This window comes from Ruegeria sp. H6 (assembly GCF_056532975.1).
Genome location: NZ_JBQFOA010000010.1, coordinates 1 through 15,658, shown reverse-complemented (window position 1 = coordinate 15,658; position 15,658 = coordinate 1). Strand labels below are relative to the sequence as shown.

Below are 15,658 nucleotides of genomic sequence, written 5' to 3'. Positions count from 1 at the left end.
CGCAGGCAAAAAAACACCGGGCGGTCAACGACATGAGCCTGGAAGGCGAAACTAACAGGGGGCCTCGTGCCCCCTTTTTTCTTTTTGAAGGCCTGAGTCGCACTCGCAGTGTCAATTCCGGCAGGGCTTTGCCACTTTGGGATTCCCCGATCGGGCAAGAATTGCCGACACGCGGCAATCAGATTTCGCCCAGCGGTTGATCGCGGACGCGACTCAGACAAACACGCGGAGAATGGCGCGAATTCGGTTCAGCCTCAGCGACCAGTGGTCGAGCTTGGCAAATGGGTGTTTTTGGACTGTGCCCGAACGGGAAAAACAGAAATCCACTCAGGAGGCACTATTATGAAACCGCAATATCTGGCCGTAATTTCCGCAATCGCCTACACCCTGCCGACATTCGCAATGGCGCAGTCCGCTGCTGACACAAATGGCGATGGTGTTCTGACCATCGAAGAGGTACAGGCCGTCATTCCCGAAGTCGACACCGACACTTTCTCGACCATGGATGCCAATGGTGATGGCGCCCTGGATGCGGATGAAATCAAAGTCGCTCAAGACGCAGGCCTGCTGCCGCCCACCAACGGCTGATCGTAGTAAGACCTGGCGGCCTGTTTCAAAACGGGCCGCTTTTTCAATGGATTATGCGGGTAGGTGGATGTTGAACCGGGCCCGAATTTCGGCATCCAGTAGCGGATCGAAGCGCGCGGGTGATGGCGTGGACAGGATTTCCTCTTTCCGGGCCGTGGCCTTGTCGATCAGGTCAGGCTTGCCCAGTTCGGCCCATTCCTTGGGCGAGGTTCGGTCCCCGAACGTCGGATAGACATAGTCTGCCTGCATCCGGCTGAGCGTTTCATCCGTTCCCAAATAGTGACCCGGCCCGCCCATACAGACCTGCGCCATCTGGTCCAGCGCTAGCGTCTCATCCGACACTTCGATGCCGCGAATACAGCGCTGCGCCTGACCGATCAGGTCATCGCCAAGGATCAGGCTTTCGAAACAGAAACCAAGCAGTGATGCGTGCATTCCCGCGGCTTCGTAGACCATGTTCACACCCGACAGCCCGGCCATGACGTTTGAGCACATCTGCTCCCACCCGGCCTGCATATCGGGCAGTTTGGAATCTGATGCACCCGCCGCAGCGCCGCCGGGCAGGTTGTAGAAGTGATGCATTTGGGCGCAGCCCGCAGTCAGCAAGGCCTGTTCACCGGATCCGATGGACATCGCGCCTGTGCGCAGGTCCAGACCAAAGGGCCAGGTGCCAAAAATCGCTGGTGCACCGGGACTTACGGCGTTTACGTAAACCAGACCCGCAAGGCATTCGGCGGTGGCCTGCGTGATCGCACCGGCGATTGTCGAGGGTGCAGTGGCCCCGGCCATTCCCGCTGACAGCAACAGAACGGGCATGCCAGCCTTGATACAGGCCTCCATCACTTCGCAGCTTTCGGTCGCGAATTTCATCGGCGGGACGACGAAACAGTTGGAGTTCGAGACAAAGGGCCGTTCGCGGTACTTGTCCTCTCCGCCGGCGATCATGTGGAGCATCTCCATCGCCGGGGCGACATGGCTGGGTTCGGTAAAGGACGTGCCGATATGCTTGAACGTGCCCGAACAGGCCGCATAGATCGTGTTCAGGTCCATTTCCAGGTTGTCGAGGATGTCACGGCAAACCATAGGGCGTTGAACAAAATGGATATTTTCCAACTGTTCGCAAATGCGCGCGGCATCGTGCAAATCCTGCACGGTGGAATCCCGGTATTCGCGCCCGTGTACATCAACCATGCTGACCGCCGCACCCGCTGTGCCATAATGCACACGCGACCCGGATAGCTCCAGATCATGGTTACCGTCGCGACTGAAGAGCGTGATGGAGCGGTTGGCCTTGGCGATGGTGTCTTCGACCAATGCGCGCGGGAAACGGATGCGACCGTCATCGCCCAATGTGCAGCCCGCAGAGACCAGATAGTCGATTCCGCTTTGCGGTGCATCCGCAAGGCCGATGGTTTCCAATGCAGTCAGAGTGGCCTGATGGATACGCTCCACCTGCGCGTCGGTCAGAGGTTTGTAGGTTCCCCCCTCTAATCCGGGCCGGATCGGGCGCAGATGTTCGGGAAGGGCGGTTGCGCGGGCAGCACGCCGAGCGGCACGTCCTCCGCTGCGGGATGTGGTTCGGGTTTGATCATTCATGTTGGGTGTCCGGTTGGGCAAAGAATCGACTGCGCGGTGAAAAGCAGCGTCTTATGGCCGCCCACGCGCCGCGCGCCCGCGATCAGCACCGATGGTGCGGCTGATCAGACAGATTTTCCACGCGTCGTTTTGCATTCGAACCCTCGAACTTGTTGTTCAAGCTTTTCAAGAATCGGCGACGCGATCTGTTCTGTTTGCGACGTCACCCAAGGATAAATGCTGCGTTTCGGCAACAGCGGATGTGATGAAGGCAACAAACGTTGACGCAAATTTATGTGAGGTAAAGTTTTTTCCCGAATTGGTAGAAACCTGTTAATCTAAGCATAGTTATTTGATGACTAGTCTCGTCTTAAGCAGTTCCAAAGGCGCGTTTCCGATCAGGTGCGCGCGCAACCTTTAACCGGCGGTTTTGCCCGGAGGACCGATTGAAAGCGATAAGGGTCATACTGATTGTGTTGCCGCTGATCGCAGCCTCCAAGGCTCTGGCCGAGGATTGGACCGGGGCCTATGCCGGATTCAGTTTCGGATATGCAGACGTTGACGGCCCATCCGGCACGGGTGGCAGTGATGCAGCCTTTGGGCCCCATATCGGATACGACTATGATTTCGGCAACTTCGTTCTTGGCGGAGAGCTCGAATACAATCGTCTGAACCTGGATTTGGGCGAAGGTGAAGGCAGCTTGGACAGTGTTTCCCGGCTCAAGCTTCGTGGCGGCTATGATTTTGGAGGTGCGCTTGGCTATGTCGTGGTTGGCACTGCACGCGCCGAAACCTCGGGCGAAAGCGACACGGCCGCCGTATATGGCATCGGTGTCGCGTACCCATTGAACGACAGATTTGTCATTAGTGGTGAGGCATTACGCCAGGATTTTAATGTGAATTCGCAGTCCCGTGGAGACCTGGATACCAGCGTTTTCAATTTGCGCACGACGTTCCGATTTTAGGCAAAATCAAAGGTCAGGCGACACCACGCGTCTTGGTGAGTTGAGTGGCAAAGTCACAAATCAGCCGAAGGGCCGTGGCGAATTTTTCGTCGTCGATTGTCATCGCAACACGAATATGTCCGGCGGCGGCGTTACCAAAACTCTCACCCGGCATGACGGCGATATGGTGCGTATCCAGCAGAGCGTTGGCGAAGTCTTCGCCGCTCAGGCCCGATGCGCGGATATCCAGCATCAGGTACATGGCGCCATCTGCCGGAACCAGCCCAATGGTTTGTTGCGCCCCCAAAATCTCAAGCGCAATGTTGCGCCGTCGCAAGAAGGGTGCTGCGATCTGATCCTCAAGATCCGACCCGGCGCTGAGCGCAAAACTGGCCGCGTCCTGAACGAAACCGGGCACGCCGTAGGTCGTGTGCGTGGCAAGGTTGATCAGGTGTGCGATCACATCTTCGGGGCCAACAACCCAACCGCAGCGTGACCCGGTCATGGCATGGGATTTGGACATCGAGCCGATAATCAGCGTGCGTTCCGCCATGCCCGGCAGAGTTCTGGGCGATATGTGGCGTCCTTGCCAAACCTGCGTGTCATAGACCTCATCCGAGATCAGCCACAGGTCGCGTTGCTGGCAGACATGGCTGATTTCTTCAAGCGTTTCAGCGGTATAGACTACACCGGTTGGATTGTTTGGCGTGTTGATCAGCAATGATGTCGCGCCATCGCTTGCGGCCGCAATATCCGCGCCGCGAGGCTGAAACCCGGTATGCGCATGCGTCGGCACCGCAACAGCGGTTGCGCCAGAGGCGCGAATTGTTCCGGGGTAGGTTGCATAATACGGGTCCAGGAAAAGGCCGGTATCGCCCTTATCGCACACGGCCATATGGGTGGCGAACAACCCGGCCTGTCCACCGGGTGTGATCAGCACGTTGTCTCGCGTCGTTTTCACATCGGTTCGCATCTGAACACGGGCCGCGACCGTGTCGCGCAGCAGGTCTGTTCCCGGAACCGAAGCGTATCCGGTATGCCCGTCGCGTGCCGATGCGTCCATCGCCGCCAGAATCGAGGCATCGGTGCAAATGTCATGTTCTCCGATGGACAGTTCGATCACGGCCTGTCCTTCGGTCATCATGCGCCTTGCGCGATTGAAAACATCCCAACCATCCGAACCGCCTCCGGTCAGGTGGGTGATGCGTTTGGACAGTTTCATGGTGGACCTCTGTTGGGGTGTGTTGGTCCGAAAAGGGGCAGAGCGGTTGGGAATTGTCAATCAGCTTCGTGGCGCAAGTCCGGCCTGAACCTTTTTGGTAAGCGACGCCCGGACAATATCGTAGGAAGTCAAAAGGCGGTGGCGCACTTCTTCGGGATCGACATCCCAGGGCAACCGAACCCAGCTGCGATGGAAATAGGGCGCTTTGGTCCCGATCCCCGCGTCGATCAGCATCTGAGCAGTCTCAATGTCGCGTGTTTTCACCGAAACGCCGTCACCCACACTGCCAACACAGGCAAACATCTTGCCGCCCACTTTCCACGCGTCATGACCACCGCCCCAGGGGTCCGACAGCTCGGCACCGGGCAGGGGGGCACAAATCGCGTTCACAAGATCTCGGCTCATGGGCGGCAGGGTGAGCGAATTCTGCCGGTAACTCAAGCCTTGGCGACGGGCACGTGACATGTTATGCGGTAGAGCATGAACCAGAGAACCTGCATCATTATCTGCTGCATTACCTGCTGATTTTTCACGCGGGCCGGTTTCTTTCGTTTTCATCCCTGAGACAAGTTGCTAAGCCCGCTTCACCGCGCGAAGACACGCTGTTTTAGGAGCCGATCCCAATGACACTGATCAAACTGCACAACACGCGGACGCGGGCGAAGGAAGATTTCGCTCCGATCGACCCGACAAATGTGCGGATGTATGTCTGTGGGCCAACGGTTTACGACCGGGCCCATCTGGGGAACGCGCGGCCTGTTGTGGTGTTCGACGTGCTTTATCGGTTGCTCCGGCATGTTTATGGCGCGGACCATGTCCGGTATGCCCGCAATTTCACCGATGTTGACGACAAGATCAACGCGACAGCGTTGGCGCGCAAGCAGGCCGGAGCCGAAGGGTCGTTGGAGGAACTGGTGCAGGAGCGCTCGGATGAGACCATCGGGTGGTACCTGCACGATATGGGTGCATTGGGCGCGATGGAGCCCAATGACATGCCGCGTGCCACCGAATATATCGCGCAGATGGTCGAGATGATTTCGGATCTGATCGACAAGGGCCATGCTTATGCGGCCGCAGGCCACGTGTTATTCGCTGTCGACAGTTGGAAGGCCGGGTATGGCAAGCTATCGGGACGGTCGGTGGATGACATGATCGCTGGCGCCCGGGTCGAGGTAGCGCCTTACAAGAAAAACCCCATGGATTTTGTGCTGTGGAAGCCGTCGACAGACGAGCTGCCCGGGTGGAACTCACCTTGGGGCCGGGGGCGACCGGGCTGGCATATTGAATGCTCGGCCATGAGCTATGAGCTGTTGGGCGAGAGCTTTGATATTCATGGCGGCGGCAATGATCTGATGTTCCCGCACCATGAGAACGAGATCGCCCAAAGCCGTTGCGCCCATCCAGAGGGCGAGTTCGCACGCTATTGGCTGCACAACGAGATGCTGCAGGTCGAGGGCAAGAAGATGTCCAAATCCCTGGGCAATTTCTTCACCGTGCATGATTTGCTGGAAAAGGGTGTCCCGGGCGAAGTCATCCGCTTTGTGTTTTTGCAGACGCATTACCGCAAGCCGATGGACTGGACTGAAAAGAAAGCGCGTGAAGCCGAGACGACCTTGCGCAAGTGGCGGGCGTTGACAGCGGGCATCGAGCCCGCTGCCAACGCGGCGCCCGCGGTGGTTGCGGCACTTTCGGATGATCTGAACACGGCGGGCGCCATTGCGGAACTGCACCGTTTGGCGGCGGCAGGCGATGCTGCTGTCTTGCTGGCAAGTGCGCAATTGATTGGGCTCTTGTCCCCTGACATGGGCAGTTGGGTCGATGCGGGTCAGGTGGAACTTGCGGCATTCGAGAACAGGTTGGCGGATGCGCGGACTGCGGCGATGCAGAGCAAGGATTTCTCGGAAGTCGACCGCCTCAAATCCGCATTGATTGATGCGGGCCTTGAGGTTCGCATGAGCAAAGAAGGTGTCGAACTTATTCCCGGTGCGGGATTCGATGCCGCAAAGCTTGAAAATGTGTAGCAGCCCGAGACCAGCCTTTTTGCGTGCAAAACCGACCTGACGCCAGCGGGAGCGAGCGATGACCAAAGAACGCCTTTACATCTACGACACCACGTTGCGGGACGGGCAGCAGACGCAGGGCGTGCAATTCTCGACTGCCGAGAAGGTTCAGATCGCAACTGTGCTGGACGCTTTGGGCGTTGATTATTTCGAGGGCGGATGGCCCGGAGCAAACCCCACGGACAGCGCGTTTTTCGATGCTGCTCCGCGCACGAAGGCGTGTCTGACCGCCTTTGGTATGACCAAACGGTCGGGGCGGTCGGCTGAGAATGACGAAGTTCTGGCCGCGGTGATGAATGCGGGCACGCAGGCGGTGTGTCTGGTCGGCAAATCCCATGACTACCACGTCTCGCACGCGCTTGGCATTTCGCTGGAAGAGAACCTCGACAACATTCGCGCGTCGATTGCGCATATCGTGGCGCAAGGACGCGAGGCGCTGTTTGATGCCGAGCATTTCTTTGACGGCTACAAGGACAACTCGGACTATGCGGTCGAAGTGTGCCGTGTGGCGCTGGAGGCCGGGGCCAGATGGGTGGTGTTGTGCGACACCAATGGCGGAGCTTTGCCTGCCGAAGTGGGGCGCATTGTTTCCGATGTAATAGCGGCGGGTTTGCCCGGTGATCGGATCGGCATTCACACCCATAACGATACCGAGAACGCGGTAGCGTGCACTCTGGCTGCTGTCGATGCGGGCGCGCGTCAGATCCAGGGCACTCTGAACGGGTTGGGTGAGCGGTGCGGCAACGCCAATCTGACCTCGCTGATCCCGACCTTGCTGATGAAAGAGCCCTATGCCTCGGCCTATGAGACCGGGATTTCGGCCAGCGCGCTGGCCGGGCTGACGCGGATCAGCCGGATGCTGGACGACATTCTGAACCGGGTTCCCAGCAAGCAGACCGCTTATGTCGGCGCGTCGGCTTTTGCGCATAAGGCCGGTCTGCATGCCAGCGCGATCCTCAAGGACCCGTCGACCTATGAACATGTGGACCCGTCAAGTGTCGGGAACGAACGTATCATTCCAATGTCGAACCAGGCCGGGCAGTCCAACCTGCGCAAGCGTCTGACTGAGGCTGGTCTGCATGTGGACAAGGGCGACCCCGCCCTGGGTCGTATTCTTGAACGGATCAAAGAGCGCGAGGCCAAGGGGTATTCCTATGACACGGCCCAGGCGAGTTTCGAGTTGCTGGCGCGTGATGAACTGGGCCAGCTACCTGAGTTCTTCGAGGTCAAACGGTACAAAGTCACCGTTGAGCGGCGCAAGAACAAGTACAATCAGATGATCAGCCTGTCCGAGGCTGTTGTCGTCGTGAAGGTGGATGGAGAGAAGAAGCTGTCGGTCAGCGAATCCCTGGACGAGGATGGCAGTGACCGGGGCCCGGTCAATGCCCTGTCCAAGGCGTTGGTCAAGGATCTGGGGCAATATTCGCCCATTCTGGATGACATGCACCTGGTCGACTTCAAGGTGCGCATCACTCAGGGCGGAACCGAGGCGGTGACTCGGGTCATCATCGACAGCGAAGACGGGCAGGGGCGGCGGTGGTCGACCGTTGGCGTCAGCGCGAACATAGTCGACGCCTCGTTCGAGGCGCTGCTGGATGCGATCCTTTGGAAGCTGGTGCGCGATTGCGGGACCCGGACCGCAGCGGCCGAGTGACGGTGGAATTCGACGACGATCTCAAAGCCTGCGCGACGCTGGTGCATCGGGCGGACCCCGACCGGTTCATGGCCGCGATGGCGGCGCCGGTTGCCGCGCGGGCGGTGCTGTTTCCGATCTATGCAATGAATGTCGAGGTGGCGCGCGCGCCATGGGTGACACAGGAATCTATGATCGCCGAAATGCGCCTGCAATGGTGGCGCGACGCTCTGCAGGAGATTGCCGAGGGCCCAACGGTGCGGCGGCATGAGGTGGTCACGCCCTTGTCGCGCGTGATCTCACCACATCTTGCGGCGCTCTTGGATGAATATGTCGCGGTCCGGCGTTGGGATATCTACCGTGATCCCTTCGAGGATGAGGCGCATCTGGACGCCTATATCGATCACAGCGCAGGGTCGTTGATGGTTGTGTCTGCACAGGCCCTGGGCGCGGCGGATCAGGCGGTGCTGCGCGACTTTGGCTATGCGCTGGGTGTCGCCAACTGGTTTCGGGCCATTCCCGATCTTGAGGCGCGCGGGCGCACACCGCTGTTGAACGGAACACCTGAAGGCGTGCATGCGCTTGCGACCAAGGCGGCAAAGCGGCTAAACCGCGCCAAGGCGCGCCGGGCAGAGATTTCGGATGCCGCGCGCCCGGCCTTGCTGGCAGGTTGGCAGACTCAATGGATCCTGAAAAAGGTCCTGCGGAATCCCCGTTGTGTCGCCGAAGGCGCTTTGACACAGGGCGAGATACGCCGCCGCGCATCACTAATGTGGAAGGTTGCAACCGGACGCTGGTAAGGGCGCACTTAGGCAGGTTGCGTGTCTCTGGGCTTCAAGACCAGCCACAACAGCGCACCGCCGGCCAGTGTCAGCAGCGGGATCATGGCGAGGTTCACGGCCGTCCAGCCCTCGATCGGTGAACCGCCGGAACAGTTCATCAATCCCCCTGACGCCAGCGAGGCCAGGGTCACACCGCCAAACACCAGCAGGTCGTTCAGGCCCTGCATACGCCCGCGTTCGTTGATGTCATGCGAGTCCGCCAGCATGCTGGTTGCGCCGATAAAGCCGAAATTCCAGCCCAGACCAAGCAGGATCAGGGCGACGAAGAAATTCCCCAGCTCGACCCCTTGCAGCGCCACAACTCCGGCTGCGGCCAGGATGGCAAGCCCCAGTGCGACGATCTTTTCGACGCCGAACCGGGCAATCAGGTGGCCGGTGAAAAAGCTGGGGATATACATGGCCAGAACGTGGCTGGTGACGATGTCTGCGGCGTCGTTGGCGCTGAACCCGCAGCCGACAACGGCTAATGGGGTCGAGGTCATGACAAGGTTCATCAACGCGTAGGATACCATCGCGCAAATGATCGCCACAGCAATACGAGGCGTTTTTAACAGCTCAAGGCGCGAGCGCCCCTTGGGCGTGTCTGGCGCGGGTTTGCCGGGGATCGGAATGTCGAGAAAGAAAAACAGCGCCGCGCCGATGAGGTTGATGGCGACAATGGCCAGATAGGTTCCCAGGAAGGGAATGACATAAGCGCTGGACGTGAGTTTGACGATCTGCGGCCCGATGATTGCCGCGGCCAGACCACCTGCCATGACCAATGAGATTGCCTTGGGGCGGTAATCGTCCGAGGCGGTGTCTGCGGCAGCAAAGCGGTAGAACCCGTGCGCGCTCATGTAGATGCCCGTCAACAGGCTTCCCAGCAGAAACACAGGGAACGATCCCAGATACAGACCATAGGCGCCGACCAATCCTCCGCCCGCGCCCGCCATTGCGCCAATCGTAAACCCGACGCGGCGACCCCATCGCTGCATGATGGCTGAAACCGGCGTCGCCGCCAGCATCGAGCCCAAAACGATCAAGGATATCGGCAATGTGGCGAGGCAAGCATTGGTTGCCAACGATTGACCGGCCAGACCTCCGACGATGAAAACCATCGGCATCTGTGCCCCCAAAACAGCCTGTGCCGCCACCAGAACGACGACGTTTCGCTTGGCCTGAGTGTTGTCTGGAGACGCTGCTGTGAAAGTCATGAGTGTATGCGTAGCCGCGAAGTGCGAAGCGCACAACCCGCTTGCATATGCGACACAACGGCCTAACGTGCAAAACGCATCACAAAGCGAGGCGCACATGTCTGTCGGACGCATCATAGAAACGCCCGATTGCGTGGCAGAAGGGGCCGATTGGCTGGCGAACGCGTGCCCGCGCATGAGCTATGCGATGGAACAGACGGGCCTGTTGCCACTGCGTCGCAAGCCCGACGGATTTGCCCAGCTTCTCAGCGCCATTGTCAGTCAGCAGGTCAGCGTGGCCTCGGCCAATGCGATCTGGAAACGACTAAAGGACGCAAAACTGACCGGACCGCGCAAGATCATGTGGGCCACAGATGATGATTTGCGGGCCGTGGGTCTCAGCCGTCAGAAAATCCGATATGCCCGTGCGCTGGCCGAGGCGCGCATTGACTACAACGCATTGCGCGACGCGTCGGATGACGAAGTCGTGGCTGTTTTGACCGAGGTGCCGGGTATCGGCGTCTGGACCGCCGAAATCTACGCGATGTTCTCGCTGGGCCGCGCCGATGTGATTGCTCCCGGCGATCTGGCCCTGCAAGAGGCCGCGCGCATCCTCTACGATTTGCCAAAACGTCCAACCGACAAAGAGCTGCGCCAGATGGCCGAGGCTTGGTCGCCCTGGAGGTCGGTTGCGGCACGAGTATTGTGGGCCTATTACCGGGTGGCCAAAGAACGAGAAGGGATCAGATGACACGGGTTTTGAATGCGCTCAGGAAAGAGCCGGTTTCGGGCGACACACGCTCGGTCGTCGTATTTGTGCACGGCTACGGTGCGAATGGCGCTGACCTGTTGGGTCTGGCTGATCCGTTGGGCGAGCATTTGCCCGATACCTTGTTCGTGGCCCCCGATGCCCCCGAACAGATCGCGGGAATGCCCAACGGGTTTCAGTGGTTCCCGATCCCATGGATCGACGGCTCGTCCGAAGAAGAGGCCCGACGGGGCATGGAAATGGCCGTTGAAGACTTCAACGCTTTTCTGGACGCGCTGATGGTGGACGAAGATGTTCTGCCAGAACAGGTGGTGCTGTTCGGGTTCAGCCAAGGCACGATGATGAGCCTGCATGTCGCCCCGCGCCGCGAGGACCCGGTGGCTGGGATCGTGGCATTTTCGGGCCGTCTGCTGGAACCGGATATGCTGGCTGACGAGGTGGTCAGCCGGATGCCGATCCTTCTGGTGCATGGTGATGCCGACGACGTGGTGCCGCCTCAATCGCTGCCCGAAGCCGCCGAGGCGCTGCAGGGCGCAGGTTTCAAAGAGGTCTACGCCCATGTGATGAAGGGCACCGGCCACGGGATCGCGCCGGATGGGCTGAGCGTTGCCCTTGCGTTTATGCGCGACAAGCTGAGCCTTTAACCCATGATCACCGTGCGCCCGATGATGCCAGAGGATGTGACGCAGGCGTGCCGCATCCTAAATGACATCATCGCGGCGGGCGGAACGACGGCGCATGAAATTCCGTTTTCCGAGGCGCAATTTGTCCATAGCTACCTGAGCGGGGCAGACAAGCTCTGCGCCCATGTCGCGCTGGACCCGCAAGGCGAGGTTGCAGGGTTTCAATGGCTAGGCACTTATGAAGAACTGCCCGAGGACTGCGCCGATATCGCCACGTTCACGCGTCGCAACCCGGTGTTGCGCGGGGCCGGGCGAGCGCTTTTTGCCGAAACACAGATCGTCGCCAAATCCCTTGGTTTTCACCAGATCAACGCGACAATCCGTGCCGATAATCTTCTGGGGCTGAGTTACTACGACAAAATGGGTTTTCAGGATTTCTCGGTTGCCTACGGCGTGCCATTGCGCGACGGCAGGCCGGTAAACCGGATCTCTAAACGGTTCACGCTGGCCTAGCGGCGCCGGTCGCGTTTGCGGGTCGGGCCGGATTTTAGCGCGGGCAGGGGCAGGCTTTCCCATTTGCCGTGTTCCAAACCTTCCAAAGACCAATCACCGATCCGCGCCCGGATCAGGCGCAGGGTCGGGTGCCCAACAGCCGCTGTCATGCGGCGCACTTGCCGGTTGCGGCCTTCGCGTATGGTAAGCTCAAGCCAGCAGTCGGGCACGGATTTACGCTCACGTATGGGTGGATTTCGCGGCCACAGGTCTTGGGGTTCGTCGATCAGCCGGGCTTTGGCGGGGCGGGTCAGCCCGTCTTTCAACTCCACACCGTCGCGCAATACCTTGAGCGCGGCGGGGTCAGGCAGCCCTTCGACCTGCACCCAATAGGTCTTGGCCATCTTGTGTTTGGGATCCGAGATCTGCGCCTGCAGCTTGCCATGGTCGGTCAACAGCATCAGCCCCTCGCTGTCGCGATCCAGCCGCCCGGCGGGGTAGACACCCGGCAGGTCGATGAAATCCGACAGAGTGCTGCGCGGGCTGTCCGCACTGGCGCGGTCGGTGAATTGCGGCAGTACATCGAAGGGTTTGTTGAAGCGAATAAACCAAGACATGGACCCCGCAATAGCCCGCCCGCCACAGCCGCGCAACCTGTGGATAACTGTCATGTGTCTGTTACGGATTCGGCTTACCCAGTCTTCGACATATTGTGGAAACTCAGGGCTTGTCAGAGTTTTGACACGATATATAGTCATCGTAAGGCCGGGGCGGGTGCTCACCGCTCTGGTTTCATAAACGGGCAGCCAAGAGCGAGGAACGATTCAGTGATGGACGGAGATTTCAGGACCGAATTTGTAAGGGAACCGGGGACGCTCAAGCATCATCCGGCGCTGGTGCTGAATGCCGATTACCGCCCTTTGTCCTACTACCCGCTGTCGCTGTGGCCCTGGCAAGAGGCGATCAAAGCCGCCTGGCTGGACCGCGTGGATATCGTCGCCGAATATGACGAGGTTGTGCGAAGCCCCAGTACCGAGATCCGAATACCTTCGGTGGTTGTCCTGAAAGATTACGTCAAACCCAGAAAGCGCGTGGCCTTCACGCGCTTTAATTTATTTCTGAGGGACGAATTCAAATGTCAGTATTGCGGCAGCCGCGATAACCTGACGTTTGACCATGTCGTGCCGCGCGCCTCGGGCGGCGTGACCAGCTGGCAGAACGTGGTGGCCGCCTGCAGCCCGTGCAACCTGCGCAAAGGGTCAAAATCGCTGCGCAGGGCGGGCATGTCACTGGCCAAGCCACCACGACAGCCGGATGCCGAAGCGCTGCGCAACATTGGCCGGAAGTTTCCGCCAAATCACCTGCACGAAAGCTGGATCGATTTCCTGTATTGGGATGCCGAGTTGGATCAACAATAGAGCTTAGCGCGTGCGCCAGGCCGCCAGCCAGATCAGCACAAGCCCTGCGGACAGAACCGCATTCCATCCCGCCATAGACAGGCCCATCATTTGCCACGCGATCTCATCACAGCGCACCAGCGGTGCGTTCATGATCTGATCGAACAGATCCGATTGCGATAGACCACCGATATCGCCCGAGGTACACGTCGACGGACCCTCCCACCAGCCTTTCTCCACCCCGGCGTGAAACACCCCTATTCCGGCGGTGGTGGCCGCAGCCAGTGCACCCAGCAAGGGCAGGGGCCGGATACCGGGAAATGCGAAGGCCAACACACCGATGACGACGGCAATGGCGTGGGGGTATCGTTGCCAAATACACATCGCGCAGGGCGCCAGCCCGCCCAGATACTGAAACGCCCAGGCCCCCAGCAAAAGTGCGGCCGACCCGGCGGTGGCCAATAAAATCAGAATACGACGCTGGCTCATAACAGTTTCACCGCAGCGAAGCCGCCCATCAGCAGCAGGACAAACAGGATAAACATCAGGCCCAGGCGCTTTTCGATGAAATCGCGGATCGGTTCGCCAAATTTCCACAAAAGGCCGGCGACGATGAAGAACCGCAACGCCCGTGCAAGGATAGAGGTGGCGATGAACGTGCCCAGCGGCATTCCGGTCCAACCGGACATGATCGTGATGACCTTGTAGGGGAAAGGCGTGACCCCGGCAGCCAGGACCGCCCAGAAACCAAAATCGTTAAAGCGATGATTGAACTCTTCCATCGCATGCGCCTTGCCCATGGATTCGAGGATGGGCTGGCCGATGCTTTCATAAAAGAACGCGCCAATGGCATAGCCCAATAGCCCGCCCAGCACCGAAGCCACTAAGGCGACCGTGGCGATCAGCCAGGCCTTGGACGGGCGTGCCAGGATCATGGGAATCATCAAGACATCAGGCGGGATCGGAAAGAACGAACTTTCGACAAAGGCGACAAGAGCCAGCGCCCAAATGGCGCGCGGATGGTCGGCCAGACGTATCGTCCAGTCATAAAGCGATCGCAACATATGGCGCAAAACCCCTGTCTCAGTTGCCGTCAGCCAAACCACGCAGCCACCGACCCGTCAAGCGTGGTTGTGAAAACATTCCTGGCCTGGGTTGTTTTTTGCCTCTGGACCTTCGCGCTGCGTGACGCTAATCCAATGCGAGTGGCCCAAGTGGCGGAATGGTAGACGCAGGGGATTCAAAATCCCCCGCCTTCACGGGCGTGAGAGTTCGAGTCTCTCCTTGGGCACCACCACAAATCATTTTGACGCCTTCTCTTGCGAATCCGCAGGTTCAACCGCAGGAGTTTCGCCCGTACCGGTGTCTGAAATGTTCCCTGCCAATTGTGACGTCGCGTCGTTTTAAGAAGCAATCCGAGCTTTGCTTTACCTAAACGTAAGCTTTGATTAACTTTTTTGATTGGCTGGTCAAAAATGATGCAAATAGGCCATTTCTTCCCCCTTACGTCTCACAAAGAAACCCTTAGATGCGGGCCAGTCGCTGCGGGTTGCCACTCACGGATATTGGTCTTTGAGCCCGTCAAACCAATGTGGTTCGGATCGGGCCTGCGGCGGCAACGGATTTTTTTGCTACTGGGAGGGAAGACTTTGAAACTCGGAATCCTGTCCGCTCTTTGGCGCATTAAAAAAGAAAATAACCCGGGCCAGATTGCGTCTGAGAATTCTGATGATCAGTCAGAAGAGAGTCAGGCCGCAACCATGGGCCTAAGGCGTTCAGAGCTGCGCGTCTTGTTCGAAAGCACATTTGTCGAGATGGAGCGCGATCTGCCAGTCGCGGCCGAGGACAAAAAGCAATGGACCGGGGGTCACAGATCTTCGAATGATTTTGACATTGCCGGCTAAGTGAAATCGACCGACGAACGGGTGCCGGCAAGTTGGAAAGATTGTCGGCACCGTGTGCGGGAATGCGACGCTACCCTGAAGGGCTTTGACCCAACGTACCAACTGCGAAATTCACAAAGAGGCTTCCGAAAAGGTGAAGCCGGGCCGTTGGCGGGGCAGTGGCCTTGACAAAAAGCGTACCAAAATGAAACGTCTTAGGGGTTGGGAGATTCTGAAAAATCAAACAAATACCCCTTTACCACGGGTGTTTCTTTGGAAAAAGCGCGGCTGAAACAAGTCGCGTCTGAGGCTCTCAGACGAATAAAAAAACGGGAGTGATCAAATGAAAAACAGCAGCAAGTTCAGTATCACAGCGTTCGCAGCCGCAGCCTTTATGGCTCCTGCGGTTTATGCGGAGGAGTTTATAACGATTGGCACGGGGGGTGTTACGGGGGTTT

At 58.8% G+C, this 15,658-nt stretch carries 17 protein-coding genes, 1 tRNA gene and 1 pseudogene; 12 read left to right on the top strand and 7 right to left on the bottom strand.

The genetic code is table 11. The features are described from left to right. Positions 1-342: 342 nt before the first annotated feature. A complete protein-coding gene (locus ACR0AG_RS15815; RefSeq protein WP_480840618.1) occupies positions 343-588 on the top strand; it encodes an EF-hand domain-containing protein in 246 nt (81 codons plus the stop codon). Between the two features lie 51 nt (positions 589-639). On the opposite strand, the gene ACR0AG_RS15810 is transcribed toward ACR0AG_RS15815, so the two are convergent. Further along, positions 640-2,184, bottom strand: coding sequence for a trimethylamine methyltransferase family protein (locus tag ACR0AG_RS15810; protein ID WP_480840617.1), 1,545 nt, complete (start codon positions 2,182-2,184; stop codon positions 640-642). A 425-nt stretch (positions 2,185-2,609) separates the two neighbouring features. Here ACR0AG_RS15810 and ACR0AG_RS15805 point away from each other — a divergent pair, with 425 nt between their 5' ends. Beyond that, positions 2,610-3,128, top strand: coding sequence for an outer membrane protein (locus ACR0AG_RS15805; RefSeq protein ID WP_480840615.1), 519 nt, complete (start codon positions 2,610-2,612; stop codon positions 3,126-3,128). Between the two features lie 13 nt (positions 3,129-3,141). On the opposite strand, the gene ACR0AG_RS15800 is transcribed toward ACR0AG_RS15805, so the two are convergent. Both ACR0AG_RS15800 and ACR0AG_RS15795 read right to left on the bottom strand, forming a co-directional pair. Continuing rightward, entirely contained in the window at positions 3,142-4,329 is a 1,188-nt protein-coding gene (locus ACR0AG_RS15800; RefSeq protein WP_480840613.1) for a pyridoxal phosphate-dependent aminotransferase, read from the bottom strand. A gap of 60 nt (positions 4,330-4,389) precedes the next feature. Further along, positions 4,390-4,734, bottom strand: a complete 345-nt coding sequence (locus tag ACR0AG_RS15795; protein WP_480840611.1) for an MmcQ/YjbR family DNA-binding protein — start codon at positions 4,732-4,734, stop codon at positions 4,390-4,392. Between the two features lie 218 nt (positions 4,735-4,952). Between ACR0AG_RS15795 and cysS the strand changes: the two genes are divergently transcribed. The 3 genes from cysS to ACR0AG_RS15780 are packed head-to-tail and all read left to right on the top strand — an operon-like array spanning position 4,953 to position 8,822. Beyond that, positions 4,953-6,350 carry a cysteine--tRNA ligase gene (cysS, locus tag ACR0AG_RS15790; protein ID WP_480840609.1) on the top strand — a complete coding sequence of 466 codons (1,398 nt, stop codon included), beginning with the start codon at positions 4,953-4,955 and terminating at the stop codon, positions 6,348-6,350. Between the two features lie 58 nt (positions 6,351-6,408). After that, positions 6,409-8,043, top strand: coding sequence for a citramalate synthase (cimA, locus tag ACR0AG_RS15785; RefSeq protein WP_480840607.1), 1,635 nt, complete (start codon positions 6,409-6,411; stop codon positions 8,041-8,043). Between the two features lie 2 nt (positions 8,044-8,045). Continuing rightward, positions 8,046-8,822 carry a squalene/phytoene synthase family protein gene (locus ACR0AG_RS15780; protein WP_480840605.1) on the top strand — a complete coding sequence of 259 codons (777 nt, stop codon included), beginning with the start codon at positions 8,046-8,048 and terminating at the stop codon, positions 8,820-8,822. Between the two features lie 8 nt (positions 8,823-8,830). On the opposite strand, the gene ACR0AG_RS15775 is transcribed toward ACR0AG_RS15780, so the two are convergent. After that, complete coding sequence (locus ACR0AG_RS15775) at positions 8,831-10,057, bottom strand: MFS transporter (RefSeq protein ID WP_480840603.1); 1,227 nt, start codon at positions 10,055-10,057, stop codon at positions 8,831-8,833. A gap of 97 nt (positions 10,058-10,154) precedes the next feature. Between ACR0AG_RS15775 and ACR0AG_RS15770 the strand changes: the two genes are divergently transcribed. From ACR0AG_RS15770 to ACR0AG_RS15760, 3 genes are read left to right on the top strand one after another with little or no spacing between them, the layout of a single operon-like run. Beyond that, positions 10,155-10,787 carry a DNA-3-methyladenine glycosylase family protein gene (locus ACR0AG_RS15770; RefSeq protein ID WP_480840601.1) on the top strand — a complete coding sequence of 211 codons (633 nt, stop codon included), beginning with the start codon at positions 10,155-10,157 and terminating at the stop codon, positions 10,785-10,787. Further along, positions 10,784-11,449, top strand: coding sequence for an alpha/beta hydrolase (locus ACR0AG_RS15765; protein WP_480840599.1), 666 nt, complete (start codon positions 10,784-10,786; stop codon positions 11,447-11,449). Before ACR0AG_RS15770 ends, ACR0AG_RS15765 begins: the two co-directional genes overlap by 4 nt. 3 nt (positions 11,450-11,452) lie before the next feature. Next, positions 11,453-11,941 carry an N-acetyltransferase family protein gene (locus ACR0AG_RS15760; protein WP_480840597.1) on the top strand — a complete coding sequence of 163 codons (489 nt, stop codon included), beginning with the start codon at positions 11,453-11,455 and terminating at the stop codon, positions 11,939-11,941. Here the strand turns inward: ACR0AG_RS15760 and ACR0AG_RS15755 are convergent. Next, complete coding sequence (locus ACR0AG_RS15755) at positions 11,938-12,537, bottom strand: pseudouridine synthase (protein WP_480840595.1); 600 nt, start codon at positions 12,535-12,537, stop codon at positions 11,938-11,940. The genes ACR0AG_RS15760 and ACR0AG_RS15755 overlap by 4 nt on opposite strands. Positions 12,538-12,750: 213 nt before the next feature. On the opposite strand from ACR0AG_RS15755, the gene ACR0AG_RS15750 reads away from it, so the two are divergent. Then, on the top strand, positions 12,751-13,338 hold the full coding sequence (locus ACR0AG_RS15750; RefSeq protein ID WP_480840593.1) for an HNH endonuclease: 588 nt from the start codon (positions 12,751-12,753) through the stop codon (positions 13,336-13,338). Positions 13,339-13,341: 3 nt separating this feature from the next. Here ACR0AG_RS15750 and ACR0AG_RS15745 read toward each other — a convergent pair whose 3' ends face one another. Continuing rightward, on the bottom strand, positions 13,342-13,806 hold the full coding sequence (locus ACR0AG_RS15745) for a disulfide bond formation protein B (RefSeq protein WP_480840591.1): 465 nt from the start codon (positions 13,804-13,806) through the stop codon (positions 13,342-13,344). Further along, positions 13,803-14,381, bottom strand: a complete 579-nt coding sequence (locus ACR0AG_RS15740; RefSeq protein ID WP_480840589.1) for a YqaA family protein — start codon at positions 14,379-14,381, stop codon at positions 13,803-13,805. The genes ACR0AG_RS15745 and ACR0AG_RS15740 overlap by 4 nt, the downstream gene beginning before the upstream one ends. A gap of 144 nt (positions 14,382-14,525) precedes the next feature. On the opposite strand from ACR0AG_RS15740, the gene ACR0AG_RS15735 reads away from it, so the two are divergent. From ACR0AG_RS15735 to ACR0AG_RS15725, 3 genes and pseudogenes are all read left to right on the top strand, one after another. Then, positions 14,526-14,611, top strand: a tRNA-Leu gene (locus tag ACR0AG_RS15735). A 295-nt stretch (positions 14,612-14,906) separates the two neighbouring features. After that, positions 14,907-15,221 (top strand): hypothetical protein, encoded by a 315-nt coding sequence (locus ACR0AG_RS15730; protein ID WP_480840587.1) that lies wholly within the window; start codon positions 14,907-14,909, stop codon positions 15,219-15,221. 322 nt (positions 15,222-15,543) lie between these two features. Next, a pseudogene (locus ACR0AG_RS15725) lies at positions 15,544-15,658 on the top strand (TAXI family TRAP transporter solute-binding subunit); the annotation flags it as partial.